This is a genomic window from Streptomyces sp. NPDC008092 (assembly GCF_042957285.1).
Classification (GTDB): Bacteria; Actinomycetota; Actinomycetes; order Streptomycetales; family Streptomycetaceae; genus Streptomyces.
The window spans coordinates 17,832-34,453 of sequence record NZ_JBIBHY010000020.1 but is presented as its reverse complement, the minus strand read 5'-3'; the positions used below and the strand labels follow the sequence as shown (position 1 = coordinate 34,453).

General features: G+C 72.1%; 13 protein-coding genes. 3 read left to right on the top strand and 10 right to left on the bottom strand.

Annotation, left to right across the window (positions count from 1 at the left end):
* Positions 1-48 precede the first annotated feature (48 nt).
* The 6 genes from ACFZB3_RS43865 to ACFZB3_RS43840 form a co-directional block, all read right to left on the bottom strand.
* Complete coding sequence (locus ACFZB3_RS43865; RefSeq protein ID WP_391387948.1) at positions 49-1,239, bottom strand: hypothetical protein; 1,191 nt, start codon at positions 1,237-1,239, stop codon at positions 49-51.
* Positions 1,239-2,003 (bottom strand): polysaccharide deacetylase family protein, encoded by a 765-nt coding sequence (locus tag ACFZB3_RS43860; RefSeq protein ID WP_391387945.1) that lies wholly within the window; start codon positions 2,001-2,003, stop codon positions 1,239-1,241. The genes ACFZB3_RS43865 and ACFZB3_RS43860 overlap by 1 nt, the downstream gene beginning before the upstream one ends.
* 149 nt (positions 2,004-2,152) lie before the next feature.
* On the bottom strand, positions 2,153-2,656 hold the full coding sequence (locus ACFZB3_RS43855; RefSeq protein ID WP_217547724.1) for an ATP-binding protein: 504 nt from the start codon (positions 2,654-2,656) through the stop codon (positions 2,153-2,155).
* A gap of 290 nt (positions 2,657-2,946) precedes the next feature.
* Positions 2,947-3,714, bottom strand: a complete 768-nt coding sequence (locus ACFZB3_RS43850; protein ID WP_391387941.1) for an enoyl-CoA hydratase-related protein — start codon at positions 3,712-3,714, stop codon at positions 2,947-2,949.
* A 116-nt stretch (positions 3,715-3,830) separates the two neighbouring features.
* Positions 3,831-5,072 carry an Ig-like domain-containing protein gene (locus ACFZB3_RS43845; RefSeq protein WP_391387938.1) on the bottom strand — a complete coding sequence of 414 codons (1,242 nt, stop codon included), beginning with the start codon at positions 5,070-5,072 and terminating at the stop codon, positions 3,831-3,833.
* 155 nt (positions 5,073-5,227) lie between these two features.
* Positions 5,228-6,463: an Ig-like domain-containing protein gene (locus ACFZB3_RS43840; RefSeq protein WP_391387935.1), complete on the bottom strand. Its 1,236-nt coding sequence runs from the start codon at positions 6,461-6,463 to the stop codon at positions 5,228-5,230.
* 244 nt (positions 6,464-6,707) lie between these two features.
* Here ACFZB3_RS43840 and glgX point away from each other — a divergent pair, with 244 nt between their 5' ends.
* On the top strand, positions 6,708-9,002 hold the full coding sequence (gene glgX / locus ACFZB3_RS43835) for a glycogen debranching protein GlgX (protein ID WP_391387932.1): 2,295 nt from the start codon (positions 6,708-6,710) through the stop codon (positions 9,000-9,002).
* Positions 9,003-9,030: 28 nt separating this feature from the next.
* Here glgX and ACFZB3_RS43830 read toward each other — a convergent pair whose 3' ends face one another.
* Genes ACFZB3_RS43830 through ACFZB3_RS43815 form a run of 4 tightly spaced genes read right to left on the bottom strand, consistent with a single transcriptional unit; the run spans position 9,031 to position 12,598 of the window.
* Positions 9,031-9,684 (bottom strand): response regulator, encoded by a 654-nt coding sequence (locus ACFZB3_RS43830; RefSeq protein ID WP_391387929.1) that lies wholly within the window; start codon positions 9,682-9,684, stop codon positions 9,031-9,033.
* Positions 9,674-10,930 (bottom strand): histidine kinase, encoded by a 1,257-nt coding sequence (locus ACFZB3_RS43825; protein WP_391387926.1) that lies wholly within the window; start codon positions 10,928-10,930, stop codon positions 9,674-9,676. The genes ACFZB3_RS43830 and ACFZB3_RS43825 overlap by 11 nt, the downstream gene beginning before the upstream one ends.
* Positions 10,931-10,958: 28 nt before the next feature.
* The gene (locus ACFZB3_RS43820) at positions 10,959-11,693 is read right to left on the bottom strand and encodes an ABC transporter permease (protein ID WP_391387920.1); all 735 of its coding nucleotides are present in this window, start codon (positions 11,691-11,693) and stop codon (positions 10,959-10,961) included.
* Positions 11,690-12,598, bottom strand: coding sequence for an ATP-binding cassette domain-containing protein (locus ACFZB3_RS43815; protein ID WP_391387917.1), 909 nt, complete (start codon positions 12,596-12,598; stop codon positions 11,690-11,692). Before ACFZB3_RS43815 ends, ACFZB3_RS43820 begins: the two co-directional genes overlap by 4 nt.
* 192 nt (positions 12,599-12,790) lie before the next feature.
* On the opposite strand from ACFZB3_RS43815, the gene ACFZB3_RS43810 reads away from it, so the two are divergent.
* The gene (locus tag ACFZB3_RS43810; protein WP_391387914.1) at positions 12,791-14,692 is read left to right on the top strand and encodes an ABC transporter transmembrane domain-containing protein; all 1,902 of its coding nucleotides are present in this window, start codon (positions 12,791-12,793) and stop codon (positions 14,690-14,692) included.
* On the top strand, positions 14,689-16,557 hold the full coding sequence (locus ACFZB3_RS43805; RefSeq protein ID WP_391387911.1) for an ABC transporter transmembrane domain-containing protein: 1,869 nt from the start codon (positions 14,689-14,691) through the stop codon (positions 16,555-16,557). Before ACFZB3_RS43810 ends, ACFZB3_RS43805 begins: the two co-directional genes overlap by 4 nt.
* Positions 16,558-16,622: the final 65 nt, after the last annotated feature.

The window sequence follows — 16,622 nt, the reverse complement described above, 5'->3', positions numbered from 1 at the left end:
GTGCCGGGGACCGTCACTCGATCGGCGGCGTGTCCGGCCGGCCCCCGGTCAGCGGAAGATGCCCGTGTGCCCCAGCGAGTAGCGGCCCGGCTGCGGGTAGACGGCGAGGCCGTGCGGGCCGCTGCCGACGCGGATGCGGGCCAGTTCGGCGCCGGTGCGGGTGTCGATGGCGTACACCTCGGAGTTGTACCGGCCGGACAGCCACAGCACCTTGCCGTCCGCCGAGACCCCGCCCATGTCGGGGCTGCCGCCGCCCGGCAGCCGCCACTTCCCGGTCAGCCGGTTCTGGGCGAAGTCGAAGAGGGAGATGGTGCCCTCGCCCCGGTTGGAGATGTACATCACGCGGGAGTCCCGGCTGACGTACAGCCCGTGCGCGCCCTTGCCGGTGGGCAGCAAGGTCGGCTTGGTGAAGGCGTCGCCGTCCAGGATCCACACCCCGTCGGCCATCATGTCGGCGATGTAGAACCGCTTGCCGTCCGGCGAGACCTTGACGTCCTGCGGCATGGCGCCGTGGAACGGAAGCTTCTCCTGCCGGAGCACCTTCATCTGCTCCGTGTCCACCTTGAGCACTTCGCCGCTGAACTCGCAGGACACGATGAAGTACCGGCCGTCGAGGGAGAAGTCGGCGTGGTTGACGCCGTAGCAGCTGACCGGCAGGGCCTTGACGGTCTGCATGGTGTGGGCGTCCCGGAAGACCAGCTGGCGGTCGTTGGAGGCCATCACGATCGCGTACCGGCCGTTGGGCGTGAAGTACAGGTTGTACGGGTCGTGCACGGCGACCGGCTTGCCGGCCCGGCCGGTCTTCGGGTCGATGGGGGTGAGGCTGTTGCCCAGGTCGTTGTTGACCCACAGCGTCTTCAGGTCCCAGGACGGCACGACGTGCTGCGGCTGCCGGCCGACCCGGATGGTCCCGACCACCTTGTACGTCTTCGGGTCGATGACCGAGACCGTGTCGGAGTTGGTGTTCGGGACGTAGACCAGGGACGGGAAGCCCTTGACGGCGGGTGAGAGGTTGCCGGGGCGGTCGGCGGCGTACACGTCCTTCGGGTCGAGCACCGGGGGCATGCCCGGCAGTCCGTCGACGGCCGGCTCCGCCTTCTTCACCGGCGGCGGCACGGCCGCGGCGGTGCCGGCGGCCGGGGCCGCGGGGCTCTCGGATCCGCTGCACGCGGGCAGCAGCGCCAGGGCGGCGAGGACGGCACCGGCGGACAGCAGACGGGCGGCGTTCGTGGTTCGCATCAGCTGAGCAGCTCCGTGGTGGTGACCGCGCGCAGTCCACGGCGGTGGAGTTCTTGGAGGACGGCGGGGAGGGCGGCGACCGTGTCGGGATACCCGAAGTGCATGCTCACCACCGAGCCGCCCGTGACCTCCGCGAGCACCTTGCGGGTGATGGCCGCCGCGCCGGGCCGGGTGTAGTCGAGCGAGTCGACGTCGTACGACAGCACGTGCGGGTAGCCGGCCTCGGCCGCGAGCCGGGCGACGAGCGGGGAGGCGGTCGGCGCCCTGGAGGGGCGGAACCAGGTCCCGATCGATCCGGTGAGCCCCTTGAGCCGCTCCGCGCAGTCGGTGATCTCCTTGCGGGCGTCGGCCTCCGCCATGGCGTTGATGGAGACGTGCCGCTGGGTGTGGTTGCCCAGGTCGTGGCCGCCGTCGAGGACGCGGCGGGCCATGGCGGGGTACGCGTCGAGCCAGCTGCCGACGGCCAGGACCGTGAGGCGGGCGCCCTGCTGCTCGGCGGTGGTGAGGAGCCGGTCGGCGAGGTCGGGGTCGCCCTGGCCGTGGAAGGTGAGGGCGACGGAGGCGGTGCTGCGGGGGCCGTGGGTGACCTGGAAGGGGAGCGGGGTGGCGGAAGCCGACGGTGACCGTGGGGCGGAGGTGGTGGCGGGGGGTGCTGCGGTGGCCGTACCGGTGGTGGCGCAACCCGTGACGAAGGCGCCTCCGGCAGAGAGGGCCGCGCCTGCGCGGAGGAGGTCGCGTCGGTTGGTGGGGGTCACCTGCACCATTTAAAAGGCGACGGGTAAGAAAATGGGCGATTGACCCGATAATTGTCGGTTTGTCGGCTGCGGGTCGGTGAGGGCCGGTCGCGCCCACACGACGGCAGCCACACATCGATACAGCCCCGCGCCCCCCCAAGAGGCGCATCCACTGGGCCCTATCGATCAGCCACCCGCATCTCGAACCACGTCGTCTTGCCTCTCGGCAGCAGGTCGACACCCCACCGGTCGGACAGCTTGTCCACCAGGAACAGGCCGCGGCCGCTGATGTCCGTCTCCTGAACCGGCATCAGGCAGGGCAGCCCCCGGGACGGGTCGCGCACCTCCACCCGGATCCATCCGGGGCGGCGGCGCATGCGCAGACCGAAGACCCGGGCACCCGTGTGCCGTACTGCGTTGCCCACGAGTTCCGAGACGAGTAAGACCGCGTCCTCCGTCATCTTGGGGCTGAGCCGCCACTGGCGGAGTACGACGACCTGGGCGAGCCGGCGGGCGGTCGCCGCGGACTCGGGGCGGGACGGCAGCGGAACCTCCGCGTCCGTCGGGTTGCCGAACAGTTCGATCGCCTTGAGCGCCCGCTCGTCCTCGACCGCAGGCGACCAGCGCGCCGCGGCCGCACGGCTGTGTCCCCGCGGCTGTTCGATGCCCTCCAGCCCCGCCATGCCCCCATCATGGCCGCCGAGAGCGCCCTCCGTGGCCGTTCCCGGGGAATACGCCCCCGCAAAGCTTCCGTCCGATACCGGGCGATCGGCATATGCCATCGGCATGACGGAAGCCTCGACGGCAGGCCCGACCTGCGAAGACGTCCCATCTCCGGGCAATCGCCAGACCCCCTCGACAAGGCGGACTTAGGATTGCCTTAAGGCTCCCATAATCCGCCCCATCGGGGGACCCGGAATCAGACATCGCGTCAATTGCAAGTGGTTCGGGGGCTTTCACAGCGCGGCGAAGATCACAGGAACTTGGCCTTGCCCGGCCCTTCCTCGACGAAGCTCCGCATCCCGCGCTCCCGGTCCTCGGTCGCGAACAGCCCGGCGAACCAGTTCCGTTCGACGGCGAGCCCGGTCTCCAGATCGGTCTCCAGGCCGGTGTCGACCGCCTCCTTGGCGGCCCGCAGCGCGATCGCCGGACCCTGCGCCAGCTTCGCCGCCCAGGCGTGCGCCTCGGTGTAGACGTCGGCGGCGGGCACCACCCGGTCGACGAGCCCGATGGCGAGCGCCTCGTCGGCCTTGACCATACGGCCCGTGAAGATCAGGTCCTTGGCCTTCGACGGGCCGACCAGCCGCGGCAGCCGCTGGGTGCCGCCGGCCCCCGGGATGAGCCCGAGCAGGATCTCGGGCTGGCCGAGCTTGGCGTTGTCGGCGGCGATGCGGTAGTCCGCGCAGAGCGCGAGCTCGCAACCGCCGCCGAGCGCGTAGCCGGTGACGGCGGCGACGACCGGCTTGGGGATCCGGGCGACGGCGGAGAAGGAGTCCTGGAGGTCGCGGGAGCGCAGCACCATGGCCGCGTGGTCCATGTTCTGCATTTCCTTGATGTCGGCTCCCGCCGCGAAGACCTTCTCGCCGCCGTAGATCACGACGGCACGAACGTCTTCGCGACGGGCGGCCTCGCCCGCCAGCTCCTTGATCCGGTCCTGGGTGGCGACGTCGAGCGCGTTCATCGGCGGCCGGTCGAGGCGGAGCGTACCTACGCCTGAGGAGACTTCGAGGGTTACAGTCATGCCTCGCAGGTTAGCGGGCGTTCACCACCCCTACCTCAGGGGCGCTGGGGGCACCCCCGGCCGAAGGCTGGGGGAGGAACTGCGCGAACCACCCCCACCGGCCCGCAGCCGACGAACTACTTGGTCCACTCGGCCCAGGACATGTTCCAGCCGTTGAGCCCGTTGTCCGGCGAAACCGTCTGGTCGTTGGAGTGCTTCACCGTCACCACGTCACCGATGATCGAGTGATCGAAGAACCAGGCGGCCGGCACCGACCGGTCGCCCCCGCCCCGGATGTCCCGGAGCCCGACGCACCCGTGGCTCGCGTTGTAGTTGCCGAACGCGTCGCCGCCCCAGTAGTTGCCGTGGATGAACGTGCCCGACGTGGTCAGCCGCATCGCGTCCGGCACGTCCTTGATGTCGTACTCGCCGCCGTAGCCGACCGTCTCGCCGTTCATGCGGGTGACGCGCAGCTTCTCGCTGATGACCATCTGGCCGTTCCACGTGTCGTAGCCCGGCTTGCCGGTGGTGACCGCGAGGGTCTTCACGACCTTGCCGTCCTGCATGACCTTCATCGTGTGCTTCTTGGCGTCGACGACGGACACCTGGTTGCGGCCGATCGTGAACTTCACGGTCTTGGCCTGCTCGCCGTACACCCCGTCCCGGCCCTCGACGCCGTTGAGGTTGAGGGAGACGGAGACCTTCGTGCCGGACTTCCAGTAGTTCTCGGGGCGGAAGTCGAGGCGGTCGTTGCCGAACCAGTGGCCCTGGACGTCGACCGCGGGCTCGGTCTTGATGGTGATCGCCTTCTCCACCGCGGCCGGGTCGGTGATGCCCCGGGTGAAGTGGACGGAGAACGGCATGCCGACGCCGACCGTGGAACCGTCCTCCGGCGTGAAGTAGCCGATGAACGTGTTCTTCGGGGTCAGCGTCGTGAAGCTGGAGTCCTCCGCCGACTCACGGCCGTCGGCGTCCTTCGCGACCGCGTGGACCGTGTACTTCGTGGAGTTGGCGAGATGCGTCGAGGGCGTCCAGCTGGCGCCGTCCGCCGCTATCGCCCCGTCGATCTCCTTGCCCTTGGCGTCCTTGACCTCGACGTCGGTCAGCTTGCCCTTGGCGGCGCTGACCTTGAGCGCCCCGCTGGTGTCCACGCCGGTCGCGCCGGACTTGGGGCTGATGCTGACGGTGGCCACCGACTGCTTGCTCGCCTGGGTGGTGGAGTCCTTGGCCTTGGTGTTGCCCTCGTCCGCCCCCTTGCCGGAGGAGGAGCCGCCACCGCAGGCGGTGACGGCCATCAGCAGGACGCCGGCGACGACCGCCATCCCCTGCTTCCGCCGCGTCCCCCGAACCGACGCCCCCGATATCGGCCGCTCGTTCAAAGTGGTTCTCCCCTCCCAGGGCCTGGTCAGGCCCACCCCGGCGCGTCAGGCGCGCGCTCTGGCGCATAGTAACCGCAGGGTTTTGAGCTTGGTGTTGGGCGAATGTCACCGTTGCGTCGCAACTTCTCGCCCCCACCGACCCGCCCCCCACCTGGTTACTTGACCGCGCTGCCCGCCTTCCACTCCTTCCACCCCATGTTCCATCCTCCGAGGCCATTGTCGGGAGCGACCATTTTGTCCTGGCTGTTCACGACTTCGATCACGTCACCGATGAGGCTGCGGTCGTAGAACCAGCCCGCGGGCGTGTCCGAGCTGCCGCCCTTCACGTCGCGCAGGCCCACGCAGCCGTGGCTGACGTTGACGCGGCCGGGGGCGTCCGGTGCCCAGTAGTTGCCGTGCAGGAAGGTGCCGGAGTCGGTGAGTTTGAGGGCGTGCGGGACGTCGGGGATGTCGTACTCGCCGCCGAAGCCGACCGTGCGGCTGTTCATGCGGGTCACGTCGTGCATCTCCATCACCACCATCTTCCCGTTGTAGGTGGTGTGCTCGGGCGCCCCCGCGGTGATCGGCACGGTGGCGAGCAGTTCGCCGTCCCGGCGGACCTCCATGGTGTGGGCGGCCGCGTCGACGAGGGAGACCTGGCTGCGGCCGACGGTGAAGGTGAACGTCTTGGACTGGAGGCCGTAGACGCCGCGGGCGCCCTCGACGTCACGGAGGTTCAGGCCGACGGTGACCACGGTGCCGGGCTGCCAGTAGCGCTCGGGGCGGAAGTCGAGGCGGTTCCGGCCGAACCAGTGCGGGCGGATCTCGACCGCCGGCTTGGCGGTCACCTGGATCGCGCGTTCGACGGCGGCGCGGTCCTCGATGTCACGGCTGAAGGCGAGGGAGACGATCATGCCGGTGCCGACGGTGGCCCGGTTCTCCGGGGTGACGTACCCGATGAAGCGCTCGCCGGGGACGAGCGTGGTGAAGGTGGTGTGGCGGGCCGAGCGGTGGCCGTCGCCGTCCACGGCGACCGCGTCGACGGTGTACTTCGCGGCGAGCGCGAGTTTCGGGTCGTCCGGCCGCCAGATCGTGCCGGCCGCGGCGATGTGCCCGGGGACCGGGGAGTCCTGGGCGTCCTGGGACCTGACGACGCGGACGGACTCCAGGTGGCCGTCCGGCACCCGTACCGTCAGCGGTCCGTCGGGCCGTACGGCCCTGGTGCCGTCGTCCGGGGTGATGCGGATGACGTCCTCGGGTGCCGGTGGTTTGCCGCCCAGGACGCGGTCGATGCCGAGCCCGCCCGTGCCGTCCGAGGAGCAGCCGGCGGCTCCCGCCAGCAGCCCCGTCCATGTCAGTACCGCGGCCAGCGCGGCCCCCGCGCGCCGTGCGCGCCCTTGTGGATGCCTCACGTGCGGCTCAACGAGCGGGCATGCCCCGGGGAAACGTGAGTGCGACGCCGGCACTGGGCAGAACAGAGGGAAGGACGACGAGCTGGGGAGCCGCCGTGCCCGTGCGAGAGCCGTCGCGGGCACGTCCGTAGCGAGCCGCCGACCGTGCCCGGGACCGGGAGTCCGGGCGCCGTCGGCTGCTCGGACGCGGGTGGGTGCGCCCCGTTGGTCGGCGAGCCGCGGGACACGAATAAGGGGCCGACAGGTGACGAGCGCAGCCGAGCAGCAGGGGGCACCGGCGCGGGCCCCGAGGGCGGACGGCGCCGGGGTGAACGGCGCCGCGGTGGAAGGCCGCGCGGCGGCCGGTTCCCCGGCGCACGCCCCCGCGGTGAACGGGACGCCCCTGCCCGTCCCGTCGGCGTGGCCGGGGGCGTCGACCCCGCTCGGGGCCCGGTTCCGGGTCGGTCCGGACGGGGTGGCGGGCACCAACTTCGCGCTGTGGGCGGCCGGCGCGGAGGCGGTCCGGCTGTGCCTCTTCGACGAGCAGGGGCGGGAGACCCGCATCCCGCTGACCGAACTCACGCACGAGATCTGGCACGGGTTCGTGCCCGGCGTGCTGCCGGGGCAGCGGTACGGCTACCGGGTCGACGGCCGCTGGGACCCGTGGACCGGCGCCCGGTGGAACCCGGCGAAGCTGCTCCTGGACCCGTACGCGCGGGCGGTGGACGGCGATTTCGCGCTGCCGCCCGAGGTGTACGGGCACGTCCGGGACTGGCCGGACCAGCAGGTCGCCGACACCGTCCGCGACGACCGCGACTCGGCGCCGTACGTCCCGAAGGGCGTGGTCGTCCACGATGACGACGACTGGTCGGACGACCACCGCCCGAAGACGCCGTGGGCGGACTCCGTCATCTACGAGCTGCACGTGCGCGGCTTCACGAGACTGCACCCGGGGATACCCGAGGAACTCCGCGGCACCTACGCGGGGCTGGCCCACCCGGCCGCGCTCGACCATCTCACCGGCCTGGGCGTGACGGCCGTGGAGCTGCTCCCCGTGCACCAGTTCGCCCACGAGGACCACCTGCTCAAGCGCGGTCTGAAGAACTACTGGGGCTACAACTCCATCGGCTACTTCGCCCCGCACGCGGCCTACGCCGCCTCCGGTACGACGGGACAGCAGGTCGGCGAGTTCAAGCGGATGGTGCGCGCACTGCACGCGGCCGGGATCGAGGTCATCCTCGACGTCGTCTACAACCACACCGCGGAGGCCGGCGAGCTGGGCCCGACGCTCTCCCTGAAGGGCATCGACAACCGGGGGTACTACCGCCTCCAGGACCACGACGCCCGGCGCTTCGCCGACTACACGGGCTGCGGCAACACCCTGCACGTGGTCCGCCCGCACGTGCTGCGCCTCATCACCGACTCGCTCCGCTACTGGGTCACGGAGATGGGCGTGGACGGCTTCCGTTTCGACCTCGCCGCCGCGCTGGCCCGCTCGATGCACGACGTCGACATGCTCTCCCCGTTCCTCGCCGTGATCGCCCAGGACCCGGTGCTGCGCCGGGTGAAGCTGATCGCCGAGCCCTGGGACGTCGGCTCCGGCGGCTACCAGGTCGGCGCCTTCCCACCTCTCTGGACCGAATGGAACGACCGCTACCGCGACGCCGTCCGCGACTTCTGGCGCGGCGCCCTCCCGGACGTACGCGACCTCGGGTACCGCCTGTCCGGCTCCAGTGACCTCTACGCCTGGGGCGGCCGCCGCCCCTACGCCTCCGTCAACTTCGTCACCGCGCACGACGGTTACACCCTGCGCGACCTGGTGTCGTACGAGCGCAAGCACAACGAGGCCAACGGCGAGCAGAACCGGGACGGTGCCGGCGACAACCGGTCCTGGAACTGCGGGGCGGAGGGCGAGACGGACGACGAGGACGTGCGGGCGCTGCGCAGGCGGCAGTTGCGGAACCTGCTGACGACCCTGCTGCTGTCGACGGGGGTTCCGATGCTGGTCGCGGGTGACGAGCTGGGCCGTACGCAGCGCGGCAACAACAACGCCTACTGCCAGGACAACGACATCAGCTGGCTGGACTGGAGCCTGCTGGACGACCCGGCCTGGCGGCCGCTGTTCGACCTCACCGCCCGCCTCGTCCGGCTCCGCCACCGCCACCCGGTGCTGCGCCGCCGTGCCTTCTTCTCCGGGCGCGCGCACTCGGCGGACGGCCTGCGGGACCTGGCCTGGTTCACGGCGCACGGCGAGGAGATGACCGCGGGCGACTGGTACGCGCCCGCCGCCACGCTCGGCATGTACCTCTCCGGCCGGGACATACCCGGCCGCGACGAACGCGGCGCCCCGGTCCTGGACGACAGCTTCCTGACGGTTCTGCACGCCGGCGGCCGCCCGGCGCCGTTCGTCCTGCCGGGCCCGCCGTGGGCGGAGCGCTACGAGGTGCTGGTGGACACCGCGCTGGAGGAGCAGGGGGAGGCACCGGGGGTGGTGCACGAGGCGGGGACGGTGATCACGGTGCCGGCGCGGTCGGTGCTGCTGCTGCGGGTGGCCGGCTGAGACGGCTCCGGCCCGTGGGGCCCACGGGTCAGCCGAGGATCCCCCGCTGGTAGGCCGTGGCCACCGCCGCCGCGCGGTCGTTGACGCCCAGCTTGGCGTAGAGGTGGGTGAGGTGGGTCTTCACCGTGGCCTCGCTGATGAACAGCTCGCGGGCGATCTCGCGGTTCGAGGTGCCCCGCGCGACCAGGGCCAGCACCTCGCGTTCCCGGGCGGAGAGGGGTTCGTTGCCCGGGGTGCCGGCGGCGCGGGGGGTCCGGACGGCGGAGACCAGGCGGGAGGCGACGGCCGGGGAGAGGACGGTACGACCCTGGGCGGCGGCACGGACGGCGGTGAAGAGTTCCTCGCGCGGGGCGTCCTTGAGCAGGTAACCGGTCGCGCCCGCCTCGATCGCGGGGAGGGTGTCGGAGTCGGTGTCGTAGGTGGTGAGGACCAGGACCTGGGCACGGACGCCGAGCCGGGTCAGTTCGCGGATGGCGTCGACCCCGCCGCCGCCCGACATCCGCAGGTCCATGAGGATCACGTCCGGGTCGAGGGTGCCGGCGAGCGTGACGGCCTCGGCGCCGTTCGACGCCTCGCCGAGGACCGTGAAGCCGGCGGCGGACTCGAACATGCCGCGCAGTCCGTCGCGGACGACGGGGTGGTCGTCGACGACGAGCAGCGAGATCGGGGGCTCAGTTGTCATGGCGGACCAACGGTACGCGGGCCGACAGCGCGGTGCCGAGCCCCGGTTCGGACTCCACGGTCAGGGAGCCCGCGATGCGCTCGGCGCGGGCGCGCATCCCGTCCAGGCCGAAGCCGCCGGCCCGGCTGCGGGCGGGCACGGCGAGCGGGTCGAAGCCGGTGCCGTCGTCGCGGATGTCGAGGATGACCTCGCCGCCCGGGAGGCCGCCCAGATAGGAGAGGGTGACGCCGACGCGGGAGGCGTGCGCGTGCCGGGCGGCGTTGGAGAGGGCTTCCTGGACGATGCGCAGGAGGGTGGCCGCGACCTCCTCGTGCAGGTGCTCGGCGGTGCCGGTGACGGTGAACTCGGCGCGTATGCCGGTCCGTTCGCTCCACTCGGCGACCGTCTTGTGCAGCGCCTCGGGCAGCCCGTCGTGCTCCAGTGCGACCGGGGCCAGGTTGTGCACGGACCGGCGGGCCTCCCCCAGACTGTGCCGGGCCAGCGCGAGGGCGCGGCCCACGTGCTCCTCGGCCGCCTCCGGATCGGGGGTGTTGGTGACGACCTGCAGCTGGGCGATGATCCCGGCCAGCCCCTGGGCGATGGTGTCGTGGATCTCGGCGGCGAGCCGGCGGCGCTCGTCGGCTACCCCGGCCTCCCGCGCCTGGACGAGGAGCTGCGCGTGCAGGGCCGCGTTCTCGTCCAGGGCCTGGCGCAGGGCGGTGATGGTCTCGGTGCGTTCCAGGGACCGCTGCTTCTCCTGCTCGTTGAGGTGGGCGATGCCCACCTGGAGCGCGGAGTTGACGGCCACCAGCACGGCGAAGAGGGCCCACTGGAGCACGCTGCGGAGCGGCATCCCGCCCGTCTGCGCACCGGCCACGGTGACCGCGCTCGCCAGCAGCCCGAGCCGCCGCCACCGGCGCGGCAGCAGTTCGTCGGCGTCCATGTATCCGGTGGCCGCGTAGAACGCGAAGAACGGGCTGAGCCAGGTGAGGACGAAGGCGAGGGCCCAGCGGACGGCGTAGTACGCGCTCCCGGCCGGGGAGGGCGTACGGCCGCGGCCGGGGCGCCGGAACCGCGTGCCGTGCCACCACAGTTGGAGCACGACGGCGGCACCGACCAGGGACCAGGCGGTCAGCCACGTCGCCTGCGGGGTGCGGGGATCGGCGGAGGCGGCCCCGAGGACGATGCTGACGCCGAGGAACCCGTACGGCCCCCAGGTGTGCAGTTGCTCCCAGCGCCGGTCGAGCCGGTTGTCCTCCGCGGTCATGTCCCCAGTCTGCACGGCGGGCCGTCCCCTACTCCCAGCGGAACCAGCGGGCGGCACCCGCCGTCAGCAGGACCGTCCAGAGGGCGAGCACGGCCAGGTGCTGCCAGCCGGGCCAGTGTCCGGCGGCGGCCTGGTCCAGGGCGCGGGCCGCCGCGCCGAACGGGGTCGCCTGCACGACCAGGGCCATGGCGTGCGGCATCTTCCGGACCGGGATCCAGACGCCCGCGCAGAACATCATCGGGAAGAACACCGCCGAGCCGACCGCGCCCGCGATCTTCGTGGTGCGGGACAGGGCGGAGACGACGGAGCCGAGGGCGAGGGCGGCCGCGGCCGCGAGCAGCAGCGCCAGCAGGTAGCCGCCCGGCTGCTTCGGCAGCCGTACGCCGAAGGCGAGCCGGCCGACGAGGAGCGCCAGCAGCGCCGAGCCCAGCGCGACCGTGCCCTGCACCGCCATCTGCGCGGACAGCAGCGCGGAGGGCCGTACGGGGGTGAGCCGCATCCGGCGCAGGATGCCCCGCTCCCGGTAGCCGGTGAGCGCCTGGGGCAGGATCTGCACCCCGGACATGATCAGGGCGATCAGTACGGCGATGGGGACGTAGGCGTCGACCGGGCGCAGCCCGCCCAGGGACTTGTCGGCCTCCCGGAACGAGGGGATCGAGCCGAGGATCACGAGCAGCAGGGTCGGGAACAGGAAGACCCAGAAGACGGCGCCGGGTTCGCGGCGGAACAGCCGGAACTCGGTGCGCAGGACGGCGGTGTTCATGCTGCTTCCTCCTTAGTCAGGTCCAGGAACGCGTCGTCGAGGGTGGCGTCCACGACCCGGAGCTGGTGGGCGGTGACGCGGTGCCGGGCGAGCAGGGTGATGACGGCGTCGACGGTCTCGTCGGTGCCCGAGAGCGTGATCCGGCCGTCCTTGCGCTCGATCGAGGCGAGGGCCGGGAGGCCGGCGAGGTCGTGGTCGTCCAGGGGTGCGGACGGGGTGAAGCTGATGACGGTGGCGCCGGCGCTGCGGCGGATCAGCCCGGCCGGGGTGTCCAGGGCGGCCACCCGGCCCTTGTCGATCACCGCGATCCGGTCGCAGAGGCGCTGGGCCTCCTCCATGAAGTGGGTGACGAGCAGGACCGTGACCCCGCGGTCCCGGACGTCCTCGATCAGCTCCCAGGTGTCCCGCCGGGCCCGCGGGTCGAGCCCGGTCGTCAGCTCGTCGAGGACGACGACCCGGGGATTCCCGATCAACGCCAGCGCGATGAAGAGCCGTTGCTTCTGCCCGCCCGACAGCTTGCCGAACCGGGTGGCGAGCCTGCCGGTGAGCCCGAGACGCTCGGCGAGCGGCGCCCAGTCGAGCGGGCCCGGGTGGAAGGAGGCGTACAGGTCGAGGGCCTCGCGGACGGTGAGCTTGGCCTGCAGCTCGCTCTCCTGGAGCTGGGCGCCGAGGACGCGGGCGACCTTCTCGTGGTCGGCGACCGGGTCGAGCCCGGTGACCCGCACGCTTCCCGCGTCCGGTACCCGCAGCCCCTCCACGCACTCCACGGTGGTGGTCTTGCCGGCCCCGTTCGGCCCGAGGATCCCGAAGATCTCGCCCTCCTCGACGGCGAGGCTCACCCCGTCGACGACGGCCCGGCCGCCGTACGACTTCCGCAGATCTGTCACTTCGATGACGGTTGGCATGCTCCGAGGGTCCCGTCCGGCCCGGGTCCGCCACATCGGCCGCCCCGCTCGAACCGCCATCAACCGATCGGCTGATGCCGCGGATCCACCTGTACGCCCCCTCGAACACCCAGGTCGTAGGACCAGCGGCGGATTCCGGTCCGGCCAAAACTCGGTGGGCGTTGTCAGTGCCGATCCGTAGGCTCGCCCCTGATGCCTGCGACACGTGCAACCACCAAGGACCGGTCCGCCGTCCGCACCCTGCTGCGCCTGTGGCCGTACGTACGGCCGGTCCGGGTGCGGCTGTCCGTCGCCGCGTTCGTCGCGGTCGTAGCCTCCTGCACGGGGCTGGTGATCCCCCTCGTCCTCAAGTGGATGGTGGACGGCCCGGTGGCCGACCACGACCCGGCCGGGGTATGGCTCGGCGCGCTGTACCTGCTGCTGCTCGGCATCGCGGAGGCACTGCTCTTCGGCCTGCGCCGCTGGCTGGTCGCCAGACCGCTCTCCCGCGTCGAGGCGGGGATGCGGGCGGACCTGTACGGCCATCTCCAGCGCCTGCCGGTCGCCTTCCACGACCGCTGGGCCTCCGGCCAGCTGCTCTCCCGGGCCACCACCGACCTGATGCTGCTCCGCATGTTCCTCGCCTTCCCGCTGACCTTCCTCCTGGTGAACGGGGTGACGATCCTCGTCGGCGTGCTGATCATGCTGGCGCAGGACTGGACGCTCGGCCTGGTCATCCTCGGCCCCACGATCCCGGTGATCTGGACGTGCGTGATCTTCGAGAACCGGTACGCGGAGGTGGCCCGGCTCGCCCAGGACCAGGTCGGCGACCTGACGACGGTGGTCGAGGAGAGCGTGCTCGGCATCCGCATCATCAAGGGCTTCGGCCGCCACCGCAGCCAGGCGCACGCGTTCCGCGAACTGGTGCGGACCCTGCGGGGCACGGAGCTGCGCAAGGCGCGGATGCTGGCGATGATCTGGGGCGTCATCGTCACCCTGCCGGAGGTGGCGATCGGGGCGGCGCTGCTGTGGGGGTCGATCCAGGTCGCGGAGGGCGAGCTGAGCGCGGGGACGCTGGTGGCGTTCCTGTCGACGGCGCTGGCGCTGCGGTGGCCGGTGGAGTCGATCGGCTTCCTGCTGGCGATGAGCCAGGAGGCGGCGACCGCGACCGAGCGGTACTTCGAGGTGCGGGACGCCTTGGAGGAGGGCGCCGACTCGTCGTCGGCTGCGGGCCGGTGGGGGCTTGTCGCGCAGTTCCCCGCGCCCCGTACGGGGCGCCTCGGCGCAGCGCCCCAAAGGGGCGCGGGGAACTGCGCGCTCAGCCCCCACGCACCCGCACCCGACGACGGCCCCCGGCCCTCCGCTCCCGAACCCGACGGCATCCGCTTCGAGAACGTGCAGTTCCGCTACCCCGACGCCGCCCCCGGTTCCGTCCCCACCCTCACCCACGTCGACCTGCACATCCGCCCCGGCGAGTCCATGGCCCTCGTGGGCGCGACCGGCAGCGGCAAGACCACCCTCACCGCCCTCGTCCCCCGCCTGCACGAGGTGACTTCGGGGCGGATCACCCTCGACGGCGTGGACATAGCCGCCATGCCCCGCGAGGAGCTGCGCTCGCTCGTCGCCGTCGCCTTCGAGGAGCCCACCCTCTTCTCCGCCTCCGTCGGCGAGAACGTGCTCATGGGAGCCGAAGCGGGCGCCGGGGAGCCGGAGCTGTCCCGTGCCCTCGCCGTCGCCCAGGCGGACTTCGCGCACGCCCTCCCGCAGGGCACCGCGACCCAGGTCGGCGAGCAGGGCCTCAGCCTCTCCGGGGGCCAGCGGCAGCGCCTCGCGCTCGCGCGGGCGGTCGTCGGCCGGCCCCGCTTCCTCGTCCTCGACGACCCGCTCTCCGCCCTGGACGTGCACACGGAGGCCGCCGTGGAGGCCGCCCTGCGCGACGTGCTCGCCGACACCACCGCGCTGATCGTCGCCCACCGCCCCTCCACCGTCCTGCTCGCCGACCGCGTCGCCCTGCTCTCCGGCGGCCGGGTCACCGCCGTCGGCAGCCACCACGAACTGCTGCGCACGAACGCCGAGTACGCCCACCTGATGTCCGGGGAGGATCACCGCCGATGACCGCCGCCACCTCCCTCCCCGCCCCCGACGAGGACGACGAACGCCCGCACCCGGACCCGGCCGGCGCCCCCGGCGGCGACCCCTTCGACCGGGACGTCCTGCCCACCCCGCCCGGCGCCACGGCCACCCTGCTGCGCTCGCTGCTCGCCCCCATGAAGGCGCGGGTCGCCGTCACCACGCTCCTCCTGCTGCTCCAGCAGGCGGCGGTCCAGGCGGGCCCGCTGCTGGTGGCGTACGCCATCGACACGGCCGTCCCGGCGTTCCGCCGCCACGACCACGGCCCGCTGTTCGCGGTCGCGGCCGGCTACGGCCTGAGCGCGCTGCTCTCCGGCGGCCTCCAGTACGCGTTCGTCAAGGCCTCCGCCCGTGTGAACCAGGACGTCCTCCTCGACCTGCGCGGCCGCATCTTCCGCCATGCGCAGGCCCTGAGCGTCGACTTCCACGAGCGCTACACGTCCGGCAGGCTCATCTCCCGCTCCACCACGGACGTCGAGTCGCTGCGCGAGCTGCTGGCCGAGGGCCTCCAGGAGCTGGTCACGGTCATCCTCTCCTTCCTCTACATCTCGGCGATGCTGCTCTGGCTGGACCTGAGCCTCGGCGCGGTCGCGGTGGCGAGCTTCGTACCGCTGTACCTGCTGGTGCGGCTGTACCAGCGGCGCGCGGTGCGGGTGTACAAGACGCGGTCCACGGCGATCGCGGCGGTGATCGTGAAGTTCGTGGAGACGATGAACGGCATCCGCCCGGTGCGCGCGTTCCGCCGGGAGGCCGCCAACGACGCCGAGTTCGCCGTACTGAACCACCGCCACGAGCGGACGAACGGCGACGCGCTCCTCGAAATGGCGCGGTACGTGGTCGGCTCCCGGCTGGTCGCCAACACCTCGGTCGCGGTGATCGTGCTGTGGGGCGCCTACCGGGTGGCGTCCGGCTCGCTGGAGCTGGGCGTCCTGGCCGCGGCCGTCCTCTACCTGCGGCGGCTGTACGACCCGATCGACCGCCTGGGCATGTTCCTCAACTCCTACCAGTCGGCCGCGGCCTCCCTGGAGAAGATCGCGGGTCTGCTGGCCCAGACCCCGTCGGTCCCGGAGCCCTCGGTCCCGAGGGAACTGCCCCCGCGGTCGGGTGAACTCCCCGGCCGCGAGGTCGTCTTCGACTCGGTGCGGTTCGCCTACCGCACCGGCGGCGAGGTGCTGCCGGTCTTCGGCCTCGTCCTCCCGGCCGGGCAGACGGTCGCGGTCGTCGGCTCCACCGGCGCCGGCAAGTCGACGCTCGCCAAGCTCCTCGCCCGCTTCTACGACCCCTCCGCCGGCCGGGTCCTGCTGGACGGCGTGGACCTGCGCGAACTGACCGTGCCCGAACTCCGCCGCGGGGTGGTGATGGTCACCCAGGAGTCGTTCCTGTTCTCCGGCACGGTCGCCGAGAACATCGCCATCGGCCGCCCGGACGCCACCCGCGAGGAGATCGAGCAGGCCGCCAAGGCGATCGGCGCCCACGAGTTCATCGCCGCACTGCCCGACGGGTACGACACGGACGTCCGCAAGCGCGGCGGGCGCATCTCGGCCGGGCAGCGCCAACTGGTCGCGTTCGCCCGCGCCCTGCTCGCCGACCCGGCGGTGCTGATCCTCGACGAGGCGACCAGTTCCCTGGACATCCCCGGCGAACGGGCCGTGCAGCGCGCGATGTCGACCGTCCTGAAGGGCCGTACGGCGGTGGTGATCGCGCACCGGCTGTCCACCGTGGAGATCGCCGACCGGGTGCTGGTGATGGAGCACGGCCGCATCGTCGAGGACGGCCGCCCGGCCGAACTCATAGCGGGCACCGGCCGGTTCGCGGATCTGCACCGCGCATGGCGGGACAGTCTCGCCTAGCCGGGAAAAGGCAGGAGAGAGCAGGAGAAAGCAGGCGAAGGCGGGCCGAGGCGGGAGAACGGGGA

Bases quoted from the DNA above. Each gene is read 5' to 3' on its own strand.
- ACFZB3_RS43810 (WP_391387914.1), top strand. From the start codon at position 12,791: ATGCCTGCGACACGTGCAACCACCAAGGACCGGTCCGCCGTCCGCACC.
- ACFZB3_RS43855 (WP_217547724.1), bottom strand. From the start codon at position 2,656: ATGGCGGGGCTGGAGGGCATCGAACAGCCGCGGGGACACAGCCGTGCG.
- ACFZB3_RS43865 (WP_391387948.1), bottom strand. From the start codon at position 1,239: ATGCGAACCACGAACGCCGCCCGTCTGCTGTCCGCCGGTGCCGTCCTC.
- ACFZB3_RS43805 (WP_391387911.1), top strand. From the start codon at position 14,689: ATGACCGCCGCCACCTCCCTCCCCGCCCCCGACGAGGACGACGAACGC.
- ACFZB3_RS43860 (WP_391387945.1), bottom strand. From the start codon at position 2,003: ATGGTGCAGGTGACCCCCACCAACCGACGCGACCTCCTCCGCGCAGGC.
- ACFZB3_RS43830 (WP_391387929.1), bottom strand. From the start codon at position 9,684: ATGACAACTGAGCCCCCGATCTCGCTGCTCGTCGTCGACGACCACCCC.
- ACFZB3_RS43820 (WP_391387920.1), bottom strand. From the start codon at position 11,693: ATGAACACCGCCGTCCTGCGCACCGAGTTCCGGCTGTTCCGCCGCGAA.
- ACFZB3_RS43815 (WP_391387917.1), bottom strand. From the start codon at position 12,598: ATGCCAACCGTCATCGAAGTGACAGATCTGCGGAAGTCGTACGGCGGC.
- ACFZB3_RS43850 (WP_391387941.1), bottom strand. From the start codon at position 3,714: ATGACTGTAACCCTCGAAGTCTCCTCAGGCGTAGGTACGCTCCGCCTC.
- ACFZB3_RS43825 (WP_391387926.1), bottom strand. From the start codon at position 10,930: ATGACCGCGGAGGACAACCGGCTCGACCGGCGCTGGGAGCAACTGCAC.